The organism is Candidatus Rickettsia barbarica (assembly GCF_041477405.1).
Classification (GTDB): Bacteria; Pseudomonadota; Alphaproteobacteria; order Rickettsiales; family Rickettsiaceae; genus Rickettsia; species Rickettsia rickettsii.
Map to the genome: position 1 here is coordinate 37406 of NZ_JBEWYL010000003.1, position 18799 is coordinate 56204.

Consider the following 18799-nt stretch of genomic DNA (forward strand, 5'->3'; position numbering starts at 1 on the left):
AATGCCTAATTAGATACCTTTAAGGTATTTAATTGATTATACAGCTTATAAATAGATTGTTCGGTATCAATAATTTTTTTATTAACTATTTTTAATAGTTTTTCCGAAGATTTTTCTGTTATTTGCGTTGCAGCACTTACTTGCTCCGCTAAATTTTTAAGTGATTCTTGTATTTCTACAAAAGATTTTTTAAATTGTTCTTTGATAGTAATAGATGATTCTTCAAGCTCTTTAATTTTTAAGCATAGATTTTCTAATAAATGATCTATTTTAGTTTGCATTAAAGTCAATTTTTGCTTTTGTTTTTCACTAAGATAGCTTAAAGTTTCTTGCATTTTTGCCTGTATACGTACTTTTGTAGTACGTTCAAGTTCTGAAGCTAAACCGATTTTACTCATTAAAAATATTATCCATTTGTGAACGTCCAAATGATACCATTTTGCACCGTTACGATAATCTGAAGGAAAAGCATGATGGTAATTATGCCAATTTTCACCGAGTAAGAATAATGCCATCCACCAAATATCTCCAGCAGTGCCTTTGTAATATTTTTTACTACCGGCAAAGTGGCATAAAGAATTAACGCAGAAGGTTGCTTGCTGCTGTAGGAATCTACCGAGCCCCATAAATAAAAATCCTGCATATGCCGATTGCATAGTACCACCGACTAAGTAACCGATAAATAAAGGTACGATAATATTCATAAAACCTGCTGTTTGCCAATAATATTTTAGCTGCCATTTTAATAAATTGTTTTTCCCGTGCTTAGCCCAAGTAATGCGATCAATAGACTTATAGCTACCGCTTCCGACTAGCATCCATCCTATATGAGACCACATAAAGCCTAAAAATTTATTATCAAATTTTAAAGGAGTATGTGGATCTTGGTCTTGATCCGTATATCTATGATGTTTATAATGATTCGATGCCCAAGATAAAGCTGGTCCTTGTAATGTTCCTGCAGACAACATAATTAAGACAAACTCGGCATATTTATTTATTTTATAGGCATTATGAGACCATAACCTATGCAGACCGATCCCAACGGTAATATTATTAATATAATAACTAGTAATTATAAAAATAACTTCAGTTAGCCCTATTCCATAATCAAACGAATATTTAACTACAAGAGATATAATAAAAATAGGATAAAATATTAAAGTAAATAAAGCGGGCTTATTTAGTTTACTTAACATAAAATTTACAGTTTTTAGTTATAAAATATATAAATCGGCAACGAATAAAATCTTAATTATATTATACATCAATATTAATAGAGATTAACATACTTAATGCATAAATACAAAGAAAATTTTGACAATAAAATTCTAGTCATCCTTTATTTAGACAATAACCGATAAACGAATGGTTGTAATAATTAAATTGTCTTTCCCTAAGACCTCTCTAATCCTATTTATATGAACATCTATGAGATGTTCATTAAAGGTCTCTTCACTTTCTCATAAATATTTTATTTCTTGACGCAAAAATACTTCATTTGGAACCTGAAAAAAAAGTTGTAAAATTTTAAACTCAGTAGGACCTAGGGGAATATTCAGTCCGTCTTTGTATACTTTTTCAGTATTTAAATCAATATTTAGATTCTTAAATTTAATAATATTATCTTGTATAACTGACTTGAAACGTCTCAATAAGCTCTTTAAAGTACCTACTATTTGTTCAGATAAGAAGGGCTTATAAAAAAATCGTACGTTATATTTCTGTTAGTTATTTATTATTATTAAAGGATTTTCTTGTAATTCTGCACTAATAATCATGATAACAAGCAGCTGACTAAAAAAAATAAGTTAATACTTTTTCTAGAGTTGAAGCCCTCATTATATTAAATCCTGCTTTCTCTTATATCATTACTTAAAGAAATACTAACACTTTTTTATTTTTTTCTTCTATAATTAAAACTTCAGGTAATAGCTTATCAAACACTGAATTAATCTTCATTAATATTTAGTTAAATAATTAAAAATTTTTGTAATAATTTTCTAATTTATTAGGGTTTATAGCAAACTTTTTATAAAAAGAAACAAAGAAATAATAATTTTTTAAAGATAATACTTGAATTTAATAGTTTTAGTTGCTATAAATAGATTTATTTTAAAGTTTGTTTGTTGGAGATTCTTATATATCATGAGCTTTTATGAATCAGTTTTTATTATACGTCAAGACGTATCATTAAACGATATAGATAAAATCGTTGATAATTTTGCTAAAATTATTAAAGATAATAATGGCACTATCATAAAAAAAGAATATTGGGGCTTAAGAACTTTAGCTTACAAAATCGGTAATAACAAAAAAGGACATTATTATTTTTTAGGTCTAGATATTACTGGTAATGTAAAAGAAGAGCTAGAAAGAAAAATGAAGCTTAACGAAAATATCATTAGATTTCTTACAATGCAAGCAGATTCAATTAGTAGTGAACCTTCACCAATATTAAAAAATCAAAGTACAGAGAATACTCCGGTAATTGACGTAACGATTAATAATTAAATTTGTAAGAATTAAGGTTAAAGAATGTTAAAAAGTAATAATGCTAGTGAAACAGCTGCTCACAAGGTAGGAGATAAAACTGCTAAAAAAGTATTTTTTAGAAGACGTAAAGGATGCCCTCTTTCTGTGCCTAATGCACCTGTTATTGATTATAAAAACCCTGAGCTTTTAATAAAATTTGTCTCTGAAGGCGGTAGAATGTTACCAAGCAGGATCACAAATGTTTGTGCAAAGAAACAAAGAAAGCTAAATAATGCTATTAAAATTGCAAGAATTTTAGCGTTATTACCTTTTGTATTTCAAGCTAAATAAAGGCATAGTACATGGAAATTATATTAATAAAACCCGTAAGAAAATTAGGTAAGATTGGCGACATACTCAAAGTAGCAGACGGGTTTGGTCGTAATTATCTTTTACCGCAAAAATTAGCTATTAGAGCTACTGAGCCTAATAAAGAGCTAATAGTTAAACAAAAACACGAATTTGAAGCAAAAGATAAGCAAATAAGAGAAGAAGTAGAAAAAATTAAGGCTCTTATTAAAGATCAACAATTAGTTTTTATCCGTCAAACATCAAATGACGGTAAACTTTTCGGTTCGGTTACTAATAAAGAAATAGCCGATAAATTATCTGAAAATATATCTTATAATATTTCTCATTCAAATATTATTCTTGATAAACAAATTAAATCTACCGGAATTTATACAGTTGAAATCAGACTCCATGCAGAGCTTAATGCTATAGTTACGGTTATTGTTGCAAGATCAGAATCAGAAGCACAAGATTATTTACGCGAACAAAAGACTGAAACTTCAGAAGATTTAGCTGAGTCAGCATAAATTGTTTTTATCATCTAATTGTGTAGTTTTTTGTTACCATTGCAAAAGTAGAGCATTGTTGTATGGATTGAGAAACTTGCTCGATGTCATTCCCGCGTAGGCGGGCAATCCCAGCATAAAGCGAGATAAATCGAGCTTTTAATTTCAAGAATTTGCTGTATTTATACTTTTTTCTGGATTCCTGCTTTCGCAGGAATGACATAAGAGCCATGCAACAACGCCCCGCCTACGCGGAAATGACATACTACTAAGTTTGACCACAATATCCAAACACTTTACAATACTAACATTTTTCAACCATGCTATATGAAAAATTTGAGTATAATATCAATAATCTAATAGGTAATTTTGGCTTATCTAAAATATCGATTGCAGTATCTGGTGGGAGCGATTCGATAGCACTTCTTTATCTTGCTAATATTTGGGCAGAGAAAAATAATATAGAATTATTTGTTATATCGGTTGATCATAACTTACGGGAACAGTCGAAGCAAGAGACCCATTATATCCAAAATATCAGTAATAGTCTAAATCGCAAGCATTATAGTTTATCTTTTGACCATCAAAATAATTTTTCCAATTTACAAGAAAGAGCAAGAGAAGGACGCTATGATTTGATGACAAATCTATGTCTAGAACTCGATATATTAGTACTTTTAACTGCTCACCATGAAGATGATTACGTAGAAAATTTTTGTTTAAGATTAGAGCGTAATAGCGGTATATTTGGACTTAGTAACAGTAACATCAATTGGTATAATAATATACAAATAATTAGACCGCTATATAATATTCCAAAAAGTGAATTAGTAGAATATTTAGTCAGGCATAATATAAAATGGTTTGAAGATGAGTCAAATTCATCTAATAAATATAGACGAAATGTTATTAGGCAAAAATTAGCTAAAGGTGCAGATTATATTAGACATCTTTCCAAACCAGTTTATAGAGAGGAATTTAAAGGAGACACGGAACGCAGCACCGCAGCGTACACTTTAGTACGTGAGGATGCGAGTACCGGAACGGTGTCTAAATTATCTCTAGAAGCGAAGTGTGGAAAGATGTCTAAAGCCGCAATAATCTCACAACAACTTAAAACCAACAAACTTATAGAAAACGAGTTTAAGCCTGAATTAATATCGGCGATAGCTGAAGCGGTCAAGATTTTTGAATATGGCTTTGCTTTTCTTGATTTAGTTAAATTTGATAAGTTTTCAAATGAGGTGAAAGTACAAATAATTAATTTTTTACTGATAATAATTAGTGGACAATCTAGAGCAGCTCGTTTTTATTCGGTAGAACTTATTTTGAAATTAATTACTCAAGACGTAAACTTTAAGAATACACTTCATGGCTGTATAATTAAGCGCATACAAAACGAGTTACTTATATACAGGGAATTCGGTAAAAAATTGCCTGAGAGTAAAATATTACTAGATAAATCCGTTATTTGGGATAATAGATTTTGTATCACAAAAAATCAAGAAACTCCAAATTGTTTTGTAACTCATCTATCGTTAGAAAATTATAAAATAATAAAGAAACAATTAGATTTAGAACCTTTGAAAAATCTATCCTGCAAAAACCACAATGCAGTTTTATTGACCTTACCTATCATTAAAATACTTGAAAAAGTTATAGCAATACCACATATATCATATTATGATAACGACATGTGGAACTTTGAAGTATCTTTTTCTCCAAATTTTGTATCTCGTTTCACCCATTTTTGCTAACACCGGTATTTAAGAGGTTATCTGTAAATAAATTTTATCGTTAAAATTTATTTACAGATAACCTCTTATACCAATAAAAATTTTTATTAGGTTTTATATCGATGAATAATCAAGGTAGAAGTATTTTAGCTTGGGCAGCACTTTTTATTTTTGTAATATTACTTTTTAATGTGTTCCAATTTGACAGTTTACTTGGTAGAAGAAATAATATAACTTTCTCGGATTTTTTAACACGAGTTGATGAAAAGACCGTTAATTCGGTAAAAATTCAGGGTAGAGTAATTGAAGGCACTTCAAATGACGGCTCTACTTTTAATACTTATGCTCCTGATTATCCTGATTTAGTAAATCGTCTTACTAGCAATGACGTTAATATTGAAGTAGTGCCTCTTGAAACAAGAATGAATACCTTTTTAGGCTTTTTAATTTCTTGGTTTCCTATGCTTTTATTGATAGGTGTTTGGGTTTTTTTCATGCGTCAAATGCATGGAGGTGGGAAAGCCATGGGGTTTGGAAAATCTAAAGCTAGGTTGCTATCAGATAAAGGACCAAAAATTACCTTTAAAGATATAGCAGGTATCGATGAAGCAAAAGAAGAATTAACTGAAATAGTAGATTTTTTAAGGGATCCAAGCAAGTTCCAAAAGCTTGGTGGTAAAATACCGAAAGGCTGCTTACTTATAGGTCCTCCCGGAACCGGTAAGACACTTCTTGCTAAAGCAATTGCAGGTGAGGCTAATGTTCCGTTTTTTAGCATATCCGGCTCTGATTTTGTTGAAATGTTTGTAGGTGTCGGTGCAAGCCGTGTGCGTGATATGTTTGAACAGGGTAAACGTAATGCTCCTTGTATTATCTTTATCGATGAAATTGATGCGGTAGGTCGTCATAGAGGTATCGGTATGGGTGGCGGCAATGATGAACGTGAGCAAACCTTAAACCAAATGTTAGTCGAAATGGATGGATTTGAAGCAAACGAGGGAGTTGTGATCATTGCAGCTACAAACCGTCCTGACGTTCTTGATCGTGCATTACTGCGTCCCGGTAGGTTTGATCGTCAAATTGCCGTTGCAAACCCTGATATAAACGGTCGTGAGCAAATTCTAAAAGTACATTTAAAGAAAATTAAATATAATAGTACGGTACTAGCACGAATTATTGCTCGTGGTACCCCGGGCTTTTCCGGTGCTGAACTTGCTAACCTAGTTAATGAAGCTGCTCTTATTGCTGCAAGGCTTGGTAAGAAAGAAGTAGATATGCACGACATGGAGGAGGCAAAAGATAAGGTGCTGATGGGAGTTGCACGTCGCTCCATTGCAATGTCGGAGAAAGAAAAAAGGTTGACTGCATATCATGAAGGCGGACATGCATTAGTAGGACTTTATTGTCCTGCAGCATCGCCTATTCATAAGGCTACGATTATACCGCGTGGTAATGCTCTTGGGATGGTGCAAAGACTTCCTGAAACTGATGAATATTCTCAGAATCGTGAACAGATGGAATCATCTATAGCAGTTTATATGGCAGGAAGAGTAGCGGAAGAAATTATTTTCGGTAGAAATAAAGTTACCTCAGGAGCTTCGTCAGATATAAAAGGTGCAACTAATATTGCCAGAGCGATGGTTACAAAAGCAGGTTTAAGTGATTTAATAGGACCGATATTTCACGGTTCAAGTGGTGACGATATGTATGGTAGACAACCTAATAATGAAACCTCGGAAGCTACTGCAGAGTTAATTGATGCTGAAGTTAAAAGAATTATTACGCAAGGATATGAATTTGCAAAAGATATTTTAACAAAACATATAGATCAACTTCATACTTTAGCAAATGCTTTAATTGAATATGAGACATTGTCCGGTCAGCAAATTAAAAATTTACTTAGTGGTAGAGCTTTAGATTCAGAAGAGGAGAATAAATTTCCTTTTAATGATTCATCTACTATAAAAATAGATAAAGAAAAATCACCTGAGAAAACAAAAACAACTAAAGCTAAAAAAGAAAATTACGCTTCCTAAGTTTAGTAGTATAATTTATGTATAAATTTATACATTTATTTTGTGGTATCGGTGGTTTTAGAAAAGCCTTGGAAATAAAGGGTCTTGAATGTGTTTTTTCATAGACAAAGACGTACAAGAAGCATATAAAAGAAATTTCGGTGATAAGCCCATACGGTGATATTACGGGAATATCAGAAACCAAAATCCCTAAACATGATATTTTATGTGCCGGTTTTCCTTGCCAATCTTTTAGTATTTCAGGTAAGAGGCTTGGGTATAGGAGATGTAGACTTTTGTATGAAATAATCAGAATAGTACAATATCACAAACCCTATATATTATTGCTTGAGAATGTTAAACATATTCTGAATATTAATAATGGCAGTGTAATTGAAACTAAAAAATTAGATGAGATTATAAAATATATATGACTCAATAAAAGAGCAGTTTAATGGATAATGGAATATACTCGATTAACTTCAAAAATTGGCTAAGTCGTTCTACAAGTACTGCGGTACTCACGTATTAAGTATATGCTGCGTTCCTCGTCTTGTGAACTCCTGGCTCTTTTTGCAGTTGATCTTCGTATATGGATTGCTAACTATAAATATCGTCATTGTGAGTAGGCGTTGTTGCGTGGACCAGTAAATGCTTTTGATGTCATTCCCGCAGAAGCGGGAATCCAGTAAAACCTACAAAAAATTTGTTTTTTTAGTAGTACTAAGACTATTTTTTCTGGATTCCTGCTGTTGCGGGAATGACATCGGTATCCACGCTGGCAATACCTTATGAGTAACTGTAAGTAGCATGGCAACCTAGAGACATTAATGTCATCCACGTAACAGGTATGAAAGATTGTGAATTAGCTAATTATTTTGTATAGTTCTAAAAACAAATTTTAAGAGAGTACTTAAAATGGCAGAGTTAAGGTTACCGCCAAATTCAGTAGTAAAAAAAGGTAGAGAGCATAAAGAACAAGAGGAAATGCTTAAATCTAGAAAGATAAAAATTTATAGGTATGACCCTGATCTTGATAAGAATCCTACTATCGATAGTTTTGAGATAGATTTAAGCAAAACCGGACCGATGGTTTTAGATGCTTTAATTAAAATCAAAAACGAAATCGATTCTACTTTAACTTTTAGGCGTTCTTGTCGGGAAGGAATTTGCGGTAGTTGTGCAATGAATATTGACGGTACAAATACTTTAGCATGCATAAAACCAATAGAAGATATATCAGGCGATATCAAAATCTATCCGCTTCCTCATATGAAAGTAGTGAAAGATTTAGTACCTGATATGTCGCATTTTTATGCACAATACGAATCTATAGAACCTTGGCTCAAAACCGATAGCCCTACCCCTTCAAACTCTGAAAGGTTACAGTCGATTAAAGACCGAGAAAAGCTTGACGGTTTATATGAGTGTATATTATGTGCTTGTTGTTCTACTGCTTGTCCTAGCTATTGGTGGAACGGTGATAAATATCTGGGTCCTGCGATTTTACTACAAGCATATAGATGGATTGCCGATTCAAGGGATGATAATACCGGTGAACGTCTTGAAGCTTTAGAAGACCCATTTAAGCTTTACCGTTGTCATACGATTATGAACTGTACTAAGACCTGCCCGAAAGGCTTAAATCCTGCTAAAGCTATCGGTAAAATAAAAAGTTTAATTGCAGAACGTCACGGTTTGTAATTCTTAATTAATTATTTTTAAAAATGATAAAATAATTAATTAAGCAATTATTTTCTGTTGATTGTAATAATACCATGATACAAGGTGATATGAATTATTGTGTCGCTGCAGAATATAAGACAGTTGATAAGAAACTAAATCAAATATACCAAGAAATATTAAAACATATTTCAGACAAACGAGAACAAGTTAATTTACTTAAAAAATCCCCAAATTTATGGCTTAAGTACCGAGATACTGATTGTGAATTTCGAAGTTTTGGGGTTTATGGCGGTTCCGTATATCCAATGATACTTCTTATGTGTCTTACATCTTACAGGAAAAATCGAAGAGCGTATAAAAAAGAATTTGAAGCCATGCTGAAATGTGAAGAAGGGGACTTAAGTTGTCCATTTATAATCAAGACTCAGAACCTAGGTTTTTTTGTGGACATTTTTAGTTGATTTGCTATTTTGAAGTATTTTGTAACAAAAATTAATAAGATTTTTGCGGAATAGTTAGTCATATTTCAAAAAAATCTTATAATTTGCAGCAACAAATAGCCAAAATTAAATCTTTTTAGAAATGTCCACAAAACCTAAATTAATTCATAATTTGTAATACTTTAAATAATTCTCCCATTTGTTTCGGTGATAGTAGTCTTTCTACCTGTCTTTCTATTATTTGTGCCTGCTCAGACATCTTGCCAAACTCTACTTCTAGAGGTAATTTATACGTCGATCCGATACTCGCATCCTCACGTACTAAAGTGTACGCTTTGGTGCTGCGTTTCGTGTCTCCTTTAAATTCCTCTCTATAAGCGAATTTGGCAAGATGTCTATCATTAAGCTTGTCTTGCAATGTTTGTTTGCGTAATAAGATTCCATTTTCTATTAAAAAATCTCGTTGCGATATTGTATCTATTACGTTTATTTTGCTGTTTTTAGCTACCGTCTTTAATGCATAAAAATCCACATGTGCCGATAAATCAGCTTCTCCAAGATTTTCAAGGATGGGGCAATATTTATGGTTTTTAACAGCTTGTAATGTTTGATTATATTGATATCTAGTTCTACCATTCGGAGCTATATCATAGCCGTAATCTATTATTAAGCCACTGCCGCTTAGTCTTTTTAGATGCTGCGCTATAAATTTTATAATTTCTATCGATTTATAAGATTCTTCAAGTACTGCCCCGTCTTTTGCTTCAATATGAGTACACAGCAGATATTCTTGTAGTTGCTTATTAACGCTTATTTTATCGTATTTAATTCTTTCGTCTACCGGCTGCACTACAAATATTCTTTCATACCATAATTCCTTGACTTTAATATATTGCTTTATCGGTATAGCATCAAAGAATTCGTTAGCTATTATTATAGTAGGTTTTTTTGCTATGTCTTCTACAAATGATTGATGACTAATCGGTAAATTAATATCTTGTAAATTAGCCTTTTGATAAGCAATAAAATTTTTATTAATTTCTATTAGTTCAATTGATAAGGCTTTATAAAATTCCGGTACTAATTTTGCAGTACGTAGTAAATCACGCATTAATAGACCTCGACCAGGACCAAGCTCTACTAAACTAAGACTTTTTGGGCAGCCAATTCTTTGCCACTCTCTGATACACCATAAGCCGATAATTTCACCGAATAGCTGTGAAATTTCAGGAGCCGTAACAAAGTCACCTTCATTAGCTAATGATTTTACTTGCTTATAATAGGAAGTAGGATTTAAGTTTAATACCTCCTGCATGAGGACATCGCAAGTAATATAACCGTTTTGATCAATTAATTGTCTTATTTTGGATTCGATTGACATATTAAATAACCTCCTAAAAGTAACATAGGTACAGATAAAATCTGTCCCATAGTTAAGCTATCTAAAATAAACCCGATTTGTATGTCGGGTTCTCTAAATATTTCAATAGTGATTCGGAAAAGACCGTAAAATGTGAAAAATATTCCTGAGTTTAAACCGCACTTTTTAAGAGTTTTGTGCTTAAATGTTGTATATGCTAAGATACTAAATAATACTAAACCTTCAAAAAAAGCTTCATATAATTGACTAGGATGTCTTGGCATCAAATCGCTATTCGGAAAAATCATACCAAAAGAAGAATTTGTAATACGTCCGTATAGTTCGCCGTTAATAAAATTAGCGATTCTACCTAAAAATAATCCGATAGGTACTACAGGGGCTATTATATCCGTGAGACTTAAAAAATTAATTTTATATTTTCGGCAAAACAAATAAGCAGTAATAATCCCCCCTAAAGCTCCGCCATGGAAAGACATCCCACCTTCATAAGTTTTTAAGATATCTATTGGATTTGAAAAATATCTAGAAGGATTATATAATAAAACAAACCCTAGTCTGCCTCCGACTATTATGCCTATAACGGCATAAGTAATGAAATCTTCTAGATTTTTTTTGGTAATTTGAGGCTTAAATTTTTCTATAATTTTATTTGCATAGAACCAGCCTAGCAAAATTCCTATTACATATGAAAGAGAATACCAAGAGATAGCAAGTGGACCTATAGAGAAAATAATTGGATTGATATTAGGACATGTCATAGATAAATAAGTTATTTAATTCATTTAACGTCTGAGTTACGGAAAATTATGTAAGTAATTGACTAGGCAATTCAGTTTTTTATTATTTTTATAGGTTGCCGCAGCTGCTGCGTGGCTTTGCAATGACAGTATCTATATTTGCTTAGCAATACCAAATTCTTTTGAGTTAAAATTATTGATAAAAATAAAATTCTTAGTAATAATAAAAAAGATTTATATTTATAATAATAATGATAGGTAAAATATGCAATATTTAATGGATCTATATCATACCTCAAGTACTGAGTTAGTATTATTGTTTGTTATGTTAGTATCTCTTATACCGGTGATATTTCTAATTAAAAGATTAATTTTTATTCCGGTAAAAAATTATTTAACTAGACATCATTATGATGATTATGAAAGGATAAAAAAATATCCTATATTTTGTTATTTATTACATACTTTATTAGCACTTTACTTTGTATGTTGGGGAAAGATTTTTCATTCTACTTCTTTTAAAGCACATGTATTACTGGGAATCAAAGATACTATAGTAATCTTATATACTGGTATATCTGTGACGATGTTATTATTAACGCTTATAGATGCTTTTGCAGATCTGTATCACAATAGAATCAAAGCCGTTACAAAAAATGCACCGCTTAGCTTATATTTTCAAATATTAAAAATTGTTGTCATAGTTATTGCAGCAATGGTAACTATTTCATATATATTAAATATTTCGCTTAGTACATTCTTAACAAGCTTAGGTGCAGCCGCAGCTCTTTTAACATTTGTTTTCAAAGATACCGTTTTAGGATTACTTGCAAGCTTGCAACTAACTACTCAAGAAATTATTAATATTGGAGACTGGGTACGTATAGGCACAATTGAAGGAACAGTTGAAAAAATTACTATTTCCGTAGTAACAATTAGGAATTTTGACCAATCTATTTCCACAGTTCCTACTTACAGCATTTTAAATTCTAACGTAACTAATTATAGAGGAATTAGTGAATCAGGAGCAAGAAGGGTAAAGAGAGTATTTAATATTAATATGGCAACTATTAACTTCTGTGATGCTACTATTTTAAAAGCACTAAAAAAATCTCCTTATATATCAAAGGATGTAATAGATAAAATCACTCTTGATAAAGAAGAGAAAGATTTAACCAACATTAAACTATTCAAATTATATATTCAGGAATATCTAAAAAATAATCCAGCAGTTTATACCGAAGGGTTTACTTTTCTAGTAAGACAGCTTGAACCTACGATTAATGGGTTGCCTATAGAAATATATATCTTTGTTAAAGAAGTAAATTTAGTAGGTTATGAAAATATACAGGACAATATTTCTGAACATTTCATTTCCATACTTCCTGAATTTAAATTAAAAATATTTCAGAATGTAGGAGTGGTATAATATATCCGAAGTAAAATGAAAAGTAGTAAAAATAAATTAAATTTGTATCCAAGCTGGAAGTTGTCTTTCAGCTTGGATACAAATTTAATTTATTTTTACTACTTTTGAAAGCAAAGAAGTATATTATACTACTTGATTATTTGCTCTAAATGCTTTAAAACTTAAAGCTTTAAAAATATTAAAATTTAAGACCTAGGAATGAATAATAATATAATTAATTTAATAGCCGCTATTATACTGTCTTTAAGTATAATTTTCGGTTGGCAGTATTTTGTTGTAAAACCTGAACAAAAAAAACAGCAACAGCAAATAGCAGTGCAGAAAGCAGAAAATTTAAAGAAACAACAGTTAAAAGCTTTAGTCGAACCTGCAACTGGTATTGTTGTGCAAGAAGAAAGTCAAGTACAGCGTATTAAAATAGAATCTGAATCACTTACCGGTTCTATTTCATTAAAAGGACTTAGATTTGATGATTTAATATTAAAGAAATATAAACAAGATTTATCTAAAAATAGTCCTGAAGTGAGATTATTTTCACCGGCTAATACAGAAAATGCATATTTTGCTGAAGTTGGTTTAGTTAGTAATTTATCTAGTGTAAAACTCCCTAACAACGATACTATATGGAATAGTGATAGTGAAATATTAAGCCCTGAAAAACCTGTGCATTTATTTTGGGTTAATGAAGACGGAGTTAAATTTTTAGTTACTATTACTGTCGATGAAAACTATTTATTTACTATAGAGCAAACCATCGTTAATAATAGTGATAAAGAACTTCCTGTGCAATCTTACGGTTTAATAAATCGTAAATATATTGCCGTAGAGAAAGCGGTGAATATATTACATCAAGGACCTATCGGGTGTATAGACGAGAATCTTAAAGAATATTCTTATGATGATATTAAAGATAAGAAAAGTGAAAAATTTGCAGCAAGTAAGGTTGATTGGATAGGGATTACCGATAAATATTGGTTATCTTCCTTGATTCCGGATAAATCAAGTAATTACAGCTCAAATTTTAATTATGCTCTTAAGCAAGGGACTGAAAGATATCAGGTAGATTTTATTTCACCGGTACAAATAATAAAGCCTGGCGAAAATTTTTCAATTAAAAGCAGAATTTTTGCTGGAGCAAAAAAAGTAGACTTGCTTGATAAATATGAAAAGCAATATGATATTAAATTATTTGATAGAGCTATTGATTTCGGCTGGTTCTATATAATTACCAAACCGGTTTTCTACGCCATGAATTTTTTCTATGGCTATGTCGGTAATTTCGGTGTTAGTATATTAATTGTTACGGTTATAATTAAGCTATTAATGTTTACTTTAGCCAATAAGTCTTATCGTTCGATGAAAAAAATGAAAAATTTACAGCCGGAAATCGATAGGATAAAAAATTTATACAGTGATGATAAAGCACGTTTAAATCAAGAAATTATGGCTTTATATAAAAAAGAAAAAGTAAATCCGGTAGCTGGTTGTTTACCTATACTTGTTCAAATTCCGTTATTTTTCTCCATTTATAAAGTATTGTATGTAACTATTGAAATGCGGCAAGCGCCGTTTTACGGCTGGATTAAAGACTTATCTGCATCTGACCCTACTACTATTTTTAATTTATTCGGCTTATTACCGTTTTCGCCGCCGTCATTTTTAATGATTGGAGCATGGCCTATTTTAATGGCTATTACTATGTTCTTACAGCAAAAAATGAGTCCTGAACCTGCGGATCCGATGCAAGCTCAAGTAATGAAATTTATGCCGCTAATTTTTTTATTTATGTTTAGTAGTTTTCCTGTGGGACTTTTAATATATTGGTCTTGGAATAATATTCTATCCATCATTCAACAATATTATATTAATAAATTTAATTAATGAGAATAGATAAAAATTTACCTAATTATTTAACTATTGCTCGAATAATGGTAATTCCAGTTATTATACTGGTATTTTATATAAATAATTCACTTGCACGTACACTTGGGGCATTATTATTTGTTTTAGCTAGTATTACGGATTTTTTTGACGGTTATATTGCAAGAAAATATAATTTAATTACAAGTTTCGGCAAGATGTTTGACCCTATAGCAGATAAGCTACTTGTAGGTTGCGTTATTATCATGCTACTAAAAAAAGATAATGTAGATGAGATACCTTGCTTATTAATTTTAGCACGAGAATTTTTAGTTAGCGGTCTTCGGGAATTTTTAACTCTAGTAAAGGTTAGTGTGCCTGTATCGAGACTTGCTAAGGTAAAAACGTTTTTACAAATGTTTGCTTTATCGATATTGATACTAGGCTCAAAAGGTTCAGGAATTATTTATTTAGATATAGTAGGGGAAATAATTTTATGGATTGCCGCTTTTTTAACAATCATTACAGGTTATTCTTATTTTAAAGCCTGTAAGAAATATTTTTAAATAGGAGAATTTTATGATACATGTAAAATATATAATTATTAGGGTTTATTATGGTGTCTAGTTTAAATCTTTACGCTGCTAACAATGATATAATTGCCAATAAGAAAGTTGTGAAGGTAGAAGTAAGTAATGAACATTTAAAAACATTAAATGAAGCTTCTACTCTTTTAATTAGTTGTGTAGATTTTAGATTAATAGATGAAACAGATAAATTAATGAAGCAATTAGGATTAGAAGATAATTTTGATAAAGTATCACTGCCCGGTGCATCGCTTGCTCTCATTAACGACAAATATACTTATTGGGGAAAAACAATAGAAGATACTATTGAGATTTTGCAAGAATTACATAACATAAAACAAATTGTTTTTCTTGATCATAGAGAATGTGGAGCTTATAAAATACTTATAGGTCAGGAACAGCTAAATACCAAGGAAAAAGAAACGGCAGCACATGCAGCAATTTTAAACAAGGCCCGTGATATAATAAAAGAACAATTCCCCCAATTAAAAGTTTATACTTTTTTAATGGGTCTTGATGGTGTAGTAGAGCAGATTTATGAAATACCTAGCTAAAAGCGGAGTTGTTGTATGGATAGGTTTATCCGTCATTGCGAGGACATTGCGTAGCAATTGACGAAGCAATCTCAGGAGTTTGTTATTATTTCATGAGATTGCCGCCACAGCCTACGGCTGCTCGCAATGACGATTTTTGACCCGTACAATAACGGCTAAGAAAAGTAATTTATTTTATATTTTTGCTCTTATTATCATTAGAATCAGCAGTATTATTCTTTTGGTCGTTTTCTACCGATAGCTTAGAGATAGATAGTTTTTGTTTATATTTTTGTTGCTCTGCTAAAAAATTTTGAGCCTCTTTGGAAAGCCTGTTATATAGTTCACGTTTCTTCTTATTAATCTTGACTATTGCTACTCTATATTTTTGTATTTCCTTCCGTACTTCCGGTTTTATAGTACCGGCGTAAGCAGAAAAATCATCTATAATTTTTTGTGTTGTAATATCGTTAGTTTTTGCTGCATCTTTTTTTGAGCCGTCAGAAGTTGTACTATTGGCAAAGCAGCTTGTACTAAGTAAAATAGCTATTCCAAATATTATTTTTTTTATCATATAAACCTTAAGCCTTATTCTTGATAAGTAGACCATTTTTAAGTCTAATAGTCAATAGACTTCTTTTGGAACTCTACTTCTAGGGGTAATTTATACGTCAATCCGGTACTCGCATCCTCACGTACTTTTTTATACGCTGCGGTGCTGCGTTTCGTGTTTCCTCCAAATTTCTCCCTACAAGCGAGTTCGAAAAGAAGTCTATTATATAATAGAAATTATATGTGTTTTCTATTTGTATGTTATTGTTTGGTGAGTATAAATATACTAATAGTTGGGAAAAATATACAATAATAATAACGCTCAAGAGTTTTATAGCAGAACAATCAATGCAGATTTGTCTAATAACTATAAAGCATTTACTAGCTATTTACCTGAACAAGCTCATATTTTAGATGCAGGTTGCGGAGTTGGTCGTGATACACGATATTGTTTAAGTCAAAGATATCAAGTTACTGTTTTTGACGGTTCAACCGAAATGGTTAAATGAGCTACAAAAGCAACCGGAATAAGATGTACTGCACTCCACTTTTCAAGATATCGATTTTAAGGAGTCGTTTGATGGTGTTTGGGCTCAAGCAACTCTCCTTTATGTACCTTATAATGAAACAATCAATGTGTATAAAAAATTCATGCTGCATTAAAGCCGGAAGGCATTTTTTATGTTTCTTACGGATACGGTTCAGATATTATACAACGTGATGATCGTGATTTTTACAATATGCATGAAGATACAATAAAACCTTATTTTAACAGGCTTTTTGAAATAGTTAAAATATGGACGGACAAGAGTAAGAGATTCTCTCCAAGTAAAGAGGCATTATGGTTAAATTTTATAATTTTATTTCATTTCTTTTGAGAAAAATCAATAAGTTTGACTTTTCTAACATATTCTAGTATAATATTTATCTTCAAAATAAATAGAAAAATTTAATTTATGAATACTCCCAAAAATGACAATTATCTCTCGGAACTAAGCAAGGTAATTTGGCCTATAGAAAGATATGAAAATAAGAAGTTTCTTCCTATGGCGTTTATGATGTTCTGTATTTTATTAAACTACTCAACGCTTCGTTCAATTAAAGACGGGTTTGTAGTAACGGATATAGGAGCAGAAGCAATAAGTTTCTTAAAAACATATATAGTACTCCCTGCTGCCGTAATCGCTATGGTAATTTATGTTAAGCTCTGCGATATTTTAAAGCAAGAAAACGTGTTTTATGTTATTACTTCATTTTTCTTAGGGTATTTTGCATTATTTGCGTTTGTTCTTTACCCTTACCCTGATTCAGTTCATCCTGATCCTGAAACCATAGAATCTTGGAGTGTAGCTTATCCTAATTTCAAATGGTTTATAAGAATAGTTGGGAAATGGAGTTTTGCATCTTTTTATACTATGGCAGAGCTTTGGGGAACAATGATGCTTAGTTTATTATTTTGGCAATTTGCTAACCAAATTACTAAAACCGATGAAGCTAAACGTTTTTACTCAATGTTTGGTTTACTTGCTAATTTAGCATTGCCTGTAACATCCGTAATTATTGGATATTGCTTGCATGAAAAAACTCAAATAGTTGCAGAACATCTAAAATTTGTGCCTTTATTTGTTATAATGATAATAAGTAGCTTTTTGGTAATATTAACATATAGATGGATGAATAAAAACGTTCTAACCGATCCTAGACTTTATGATCCGGCATTAGTAAAAGAAAAGAAAGCTAAAGCTAAAATGTCATTAATAGACAGTTTTAAAATGATCTTTACTTCTAAGTATGTAGGTTATATTGCATTGTTACTTATTGCTTACGGTGTTTCAGTAAATTTAGTTGAAGGTGTTTGGAAATCCAAAGTAAAAGAATTATATCTGACGAAAGAGGCTTACACTATATATATGGGGAAGTTCCAATTTTATCAGGGTTGGGTTGCAATTGCTTTTATGCTTATAGGTAGTAATATTTTAAGAAAAGTATCATGGCTAACTGCAGCTATGATAACTCCATTAATGATGTTAATTACCGGTGCAGCGTTTTTTGCATTTATCTTTTTTGATAGTGTTATTGCTATGCATTTAACAGGTATTCTTGTTTCAGGTCCTTTAGCACTTGCTGTTATGATCGGTATGATTCAAAATGTTTTAAGTAAAGGTATAAAATATTCTTTATTTGATGCCACTAAAAACATGGCGTATATTCCGCTTGATAAGGATTTACGAGTAAAAGGGCAAGCTGCTGTTGAAGTTATCGGAGGAAGATTTGGTAAATCAGGTGGTGCTATTATTCAATCTACATTCTTTATTTTATTTCCTGCATTTGGTTTTGTAGAGGCAACTCCTTATTTTGCTTCTATATTCTTTGTAATAGTAATATTATGGATATATGCCGTTAAAGGTTTAAATAAAGAGTATAAAGTTTTGGTAAATAAAACCGAAAATAGAATTTGTTAAAATTTAATTTTATAAAAAAACACGCTTAAGAGTCTAGCAGAAATTTATT

The 18799-nt window shown here is 31.2% G+C and carries 16 protein-coding genes and 3 pseudogenes; 14 read left to right on the forward strand and 5 right to left on the reverse strand.

Features of this window, described 5'->3' with window-relative positions; all coding sequences use genetic code 11:
* Positions 1–5: 5 nt before the first annotated feature.
* Positions 6–1199, reverse strand: coding sequence for a fatty acid desaturase (locus tag ABVF33_RS04855; protein WP_499706479.1), 1194 nt, complete (start codon positions 1197–1199; stop codon positions 6–8).
* 949 nt (positions 1200–2148) lie between these two features.
* Here ABVF33_RS04855 and rpsF point away from each other — a divergent pair.
* From rpsF to ABVF33_RS04895, 8 genes and pseudogenes are all read left to right on the forward strand, one after another.
* The gene (gene rpsF / locus ABVF33_RS04860; RefSeq protein ID WP_499706480.1) at positions 2149–2514 is read left to right on the forward strand and encodes a 30S ribosomal protein S6; all 366 of its coding nucleotides are present in this window, start codon (positions 2149–2151) and stop codon (positions 2512–2514) included.
* Positions 2515–2538: 24 nt separating this feature from the next.
* Positions 2539–2826: a 30S ribosomal protein S18 gene (rpsR, locus tag ABVF33_RS04865; protein WP_004996865.1), complete on the forward strand. Its 288-nt coding sequence runs from the start codon at positions 2539–2541 to the stop codon at positions 2824–2826.
* A gap of 11 nt (positions 2827–2837) precedes the next feature.
* Complete coding sequence (gene rplI / locus ABVF33_RS04870; RefSeq protein ID WP_499706481.1) at positions 2838–3353, forward strand: 50S ribosomal protein L9; 516 nt, start codon at positions 2838–2840, stop codon at positions 3351–3353.
* Between the two features lie 299 nt (positions 3354–3652).
* Positions 3653–5089 (forward strand): tRNA lysidine(34) synthetase TilS, encoded by a 1437-nt coding sequence (gene tilS / locus ABVF33_RS04875; protein ID WP_499706482.1) that lies wholly within the window; start codon positions 3653–3655, stop codon positions 5087–5089.
* Between the two features lie 101 nt (positions 5090–5190).
* Positions 5191–7104 carry an ATP-dependent zinc metalloprotease FtsH gene (gene ftsH / locus ABVF33_RS04880; protein WP_499706483.1) on the forward strand — a complete coding sequence of 638 codons (1914 nt, stop codon included), beginning with the start codon at positions 5191–5193 and terminating at the stop codon, positions 7102–7104.
* Positions 7105–7121: 17 nt separating this feature from the next.
* Positions 7122–7517, forward strand: a pseudogene (locus ABVF33_RS04885) (DNA cytosine methyltransferase).
* 484 nt (positions 7518–8001) lie between these two features.
* Complete coding sequence (locus tag ABVF33_RS04890; protein WP_499706484.1) at positions 8002–8787, forward strand: succinate dehydrogenase iron-sulfur subunit; 786 nt, start codon at positions 8002–8004, stop codon at positions 8785–8787.
* Positions 8788–8861: 74 nt separating this feature from the next.
* Positions 8862–9230, forward strand: coding sequence for a lysozyme inhibitor LprI family protein (locus ABVF33_RS04895; protein ID WP_499706485.1), 369 nt, complete (start codon positions 8862–8864; stop codon positions 9228–9230).
* A gap of 139 nt (positions 9231–9369) precedes the next feature.
* Here the strand turns inward: ABVF33_RS04895 and ABVF33_RS04900 are convergent, their stop codons facing one another.
* Positions 9370–10590: an SAM-dependent methyltransferase gene (locus ABVF33_RS04900; protein ID WP_499706486.1), complete on the reverse strand. Its 1221-nt coding sequence runs from the start codon at positions 10588–10590 to the stop codon at positions 9370–9372.
* Complete coding sequence (lgt, locus tag ABVF33_RS04905; RefSeq protein WP_499706487.1) at positions 10569–11348, reverse strand: prolipoprotein diacylglyceryl transferase; 780 nt, start codon at positions 11346–11348, stop codon at positions 10569–10571. The genes ABVF33_RS04900 and lgt overlap by 22 nt, the downstream gene beginning before the upstream one ends.
* A gap of 244 nt (positions 11349–11592) precedes the next feature.
* Between lgt and ABVF33_RS04910 the strand changes: the two genes are divergently transcribed.
* The 4 genes and pseudogenes from ABVF33_RS04910 to ABVF33_RS04925 all read left to right on the forward strand — a co-directional run bounded on the left by ABVF33_RS04910 (position 11593) and on the right by ABVF33_RS04925 (position 15757).
* Positions 11593–12756 carry a mechanosensitive ion channel family protein gene (locus tag ABVF33_RS04910; RefSeq protein ID WP_499706488.1) on the forward strand — a complete coding sequence of 388 codons (1164 nt, stop codon included), beginning with the start codon at positions 11593–11595 and terminating at the stop codon, positions 12754–12756.
* Positions 12757–12954: 198 nt separating this feature from the next.
* On the forward strand, positions 12955–14637 hold the full coding sequence (gene yidC / locus ABVF33_RS04915; RefSeq protein ID WP_499706489.1) for a membrane protein insertase YidC: 1683 nt from the start codon (positions 12955–12957) through the stop codon (positions 14635–14637).
* Positions 14637–15182 (forward strand): CDP-diacylglycerol--glycerol-3-phosphate 3-phosphatidyltransferase, encoded by a 546-nt coding sequence (gene pgsA / locus ABVF33_RS04920; protein ID WP_499706490.1) that lies wholly within the window; start codon positions 14637–14639, stop codon positions 15180–15182. The genes yidC and pgsA overlap by 1 nt, the downstream gene beginning before the upstream one ends.
* A 13-nt stretch (positions 15183–15195) precedes the next feature.
* Positions 15196–15757 (forward strand): annotated as a pseudogene (locus ABVF33_RS04925) (carbonic anhydrase).
* Between the two features lie 169 nt (positions 15758–15926).
* Here the strand turns inward: ABVF33_RS04925 and ABVF33_RS04930 are convergent.
* Positions 15927–16310, reverse strand: a complete 384-nt coding sequence (locus ABVF33_RS04930; RefSeq protein ID WP_499706491.1) for a hypothetical protein — start codon at positions 16308–16310, stop codon at positions 15927–15929.
* A gap of 50 nt (positions 16311–16360) precedes the next feature.
* Positions 16361–16510 (reverse strand): annotated as a pseudogene (locus tag ABVF33_RS04935) (palindromic element RPE1 domain-containing protein); the annotation flags it as partial.
* 71 nt (positions 16511–16581) lie between these two features.
* Between ABVF33_RS04935 and ABVF33_RS04940 the strand changes: the two are divergent.
* The gene (locus tag ABVF33_RS04940; RefSeq protein ID WP_499706492.1) at positions 16582–16797 is read left to right on the forward strand and encodes a class I SAM-dependent methyltransferase; all 216 of its coding nucleotides are present in this window, start codon (positions 16582–16584) and stop codon (positions 16795–16797) included.
* A 447-nt stretch (positions 16798–17244) separates the two neighbouring features.
* Positions 17245–18750: an ATP/ADP exchange transporter Tlc1 gene (tlc1, locus tag ABVF33_RS04945; RefSeq protein WP_499706493.1), complete on the forward strand. Its 1506-nt coding sequence runs from the start codon at positions 17245–17247 to the stop codon at positions 18748–18750.
* Positions 18751–18799 lie beyond the last annotated feature (49 nt).

Excerpts from the sequence above, each read along its gene's own strand:
- ABVF33_RS04855 (WP_499706479.1), bottom strand. The coding sequence starts at position 1,199 with ATGTTAAGTAAACTAAATAAGCCCGCTTTATTTACTTTAATATTTTAT.
- rpsF (WP_499706480.1), top strand. The coding sequence starts at position 2,149 with ATGAGCTTTTATGAATCAGTTTTTATTATACGTCAAGACGTATCATTA.
- rpsR (WP_004996865.1), top strand. The coding sequence starts at position 2,539 with ATGTTAAAAAGTAATAATGCTAGTGAAACAGCTGCTCACAAGGTAGGA.
- rplI (WP_499706481.1), top strand. The coding sequence starts at position 2,838 with ATGGAAATTATATTAATAAAACCCGTAAGAAAATTAGGTAAGATTGGC.
- tilS (WP_499706482.1), top strand. The coding sequence starts at position 3,653 with ATGCTATATGAAAAATTTGAGTATAATATCAATAATCTAATAGGTAAT.
- ftsH (WP_499706483.1), top strand. The coding sequence starts at position 5,191 with ATGAATAATCAAGGTAGAAGTATTTTAGCTTGGGCAGCACTTTTTATT.
- ABVF33_RS04890 (WP_499706484.1), top strand. The coding sequence starts at position 8,002 with ATGGCAGAGTTAAGGTTACCGCCAAATTCAGTAGTAAAAAAAGGTAGA.
- ABVF33_RS04895 (WP_499706485.1), top strand. The coding sequence starts at position 8,862 with ATGATACAAGGTGATATGAATTATTGTGTCGCTGCAGAATATAAGACA.
- ABVF33_RS04900 (WP_499706486.1), bottom strand. The coding sequence starts at position 10,590 with ATGTCAATCGAATCCAAAATAAGACAATTAATTGATCAAAACGGTTAT.
- lgt (WP_499706487.1), bottom strand. The coding sequence starts at position 11,348 with ATGACATGTCCTAATATCAATCCAATTATTTTCTCTATAGGTCCACTT.
- ABVF33_RS04910 (WP_499706488.1), top strand. The coding sequence starts at position 11,593 with ATGCAATATTTAATGGATCTATATCATACCTCAAGTACTGAGTTAGTA.
- yidC (WP_499706489.1), top strand. The coding sequence starts at position 12,955 with ATGAATAATAATATAATTAATTTAATAGCCGCTATTATACTGTCTTTA.
- pgsA (WP_499706490.1), top strand. The coding sequence starts at position 14,637 with ATGAGAATAGATAAAAATTTACCTAATTATTTAACTATTGCTCGAATA.
- ABVF33_RS04930 (WP_499706491.1), bottom strand. The coding sequence starts at position 16,310 with ATGATAAAAAAAATAATATTTGGAATAGCTATTTTACTTAGTACAAGC.
- tlc1 (WP_499706493.1), top strand. The coding sequence starts at position 17,245 with ATGAATACTCCCAAAAATGACAATTATCTCTCGGAACTAAGCAAGGTA.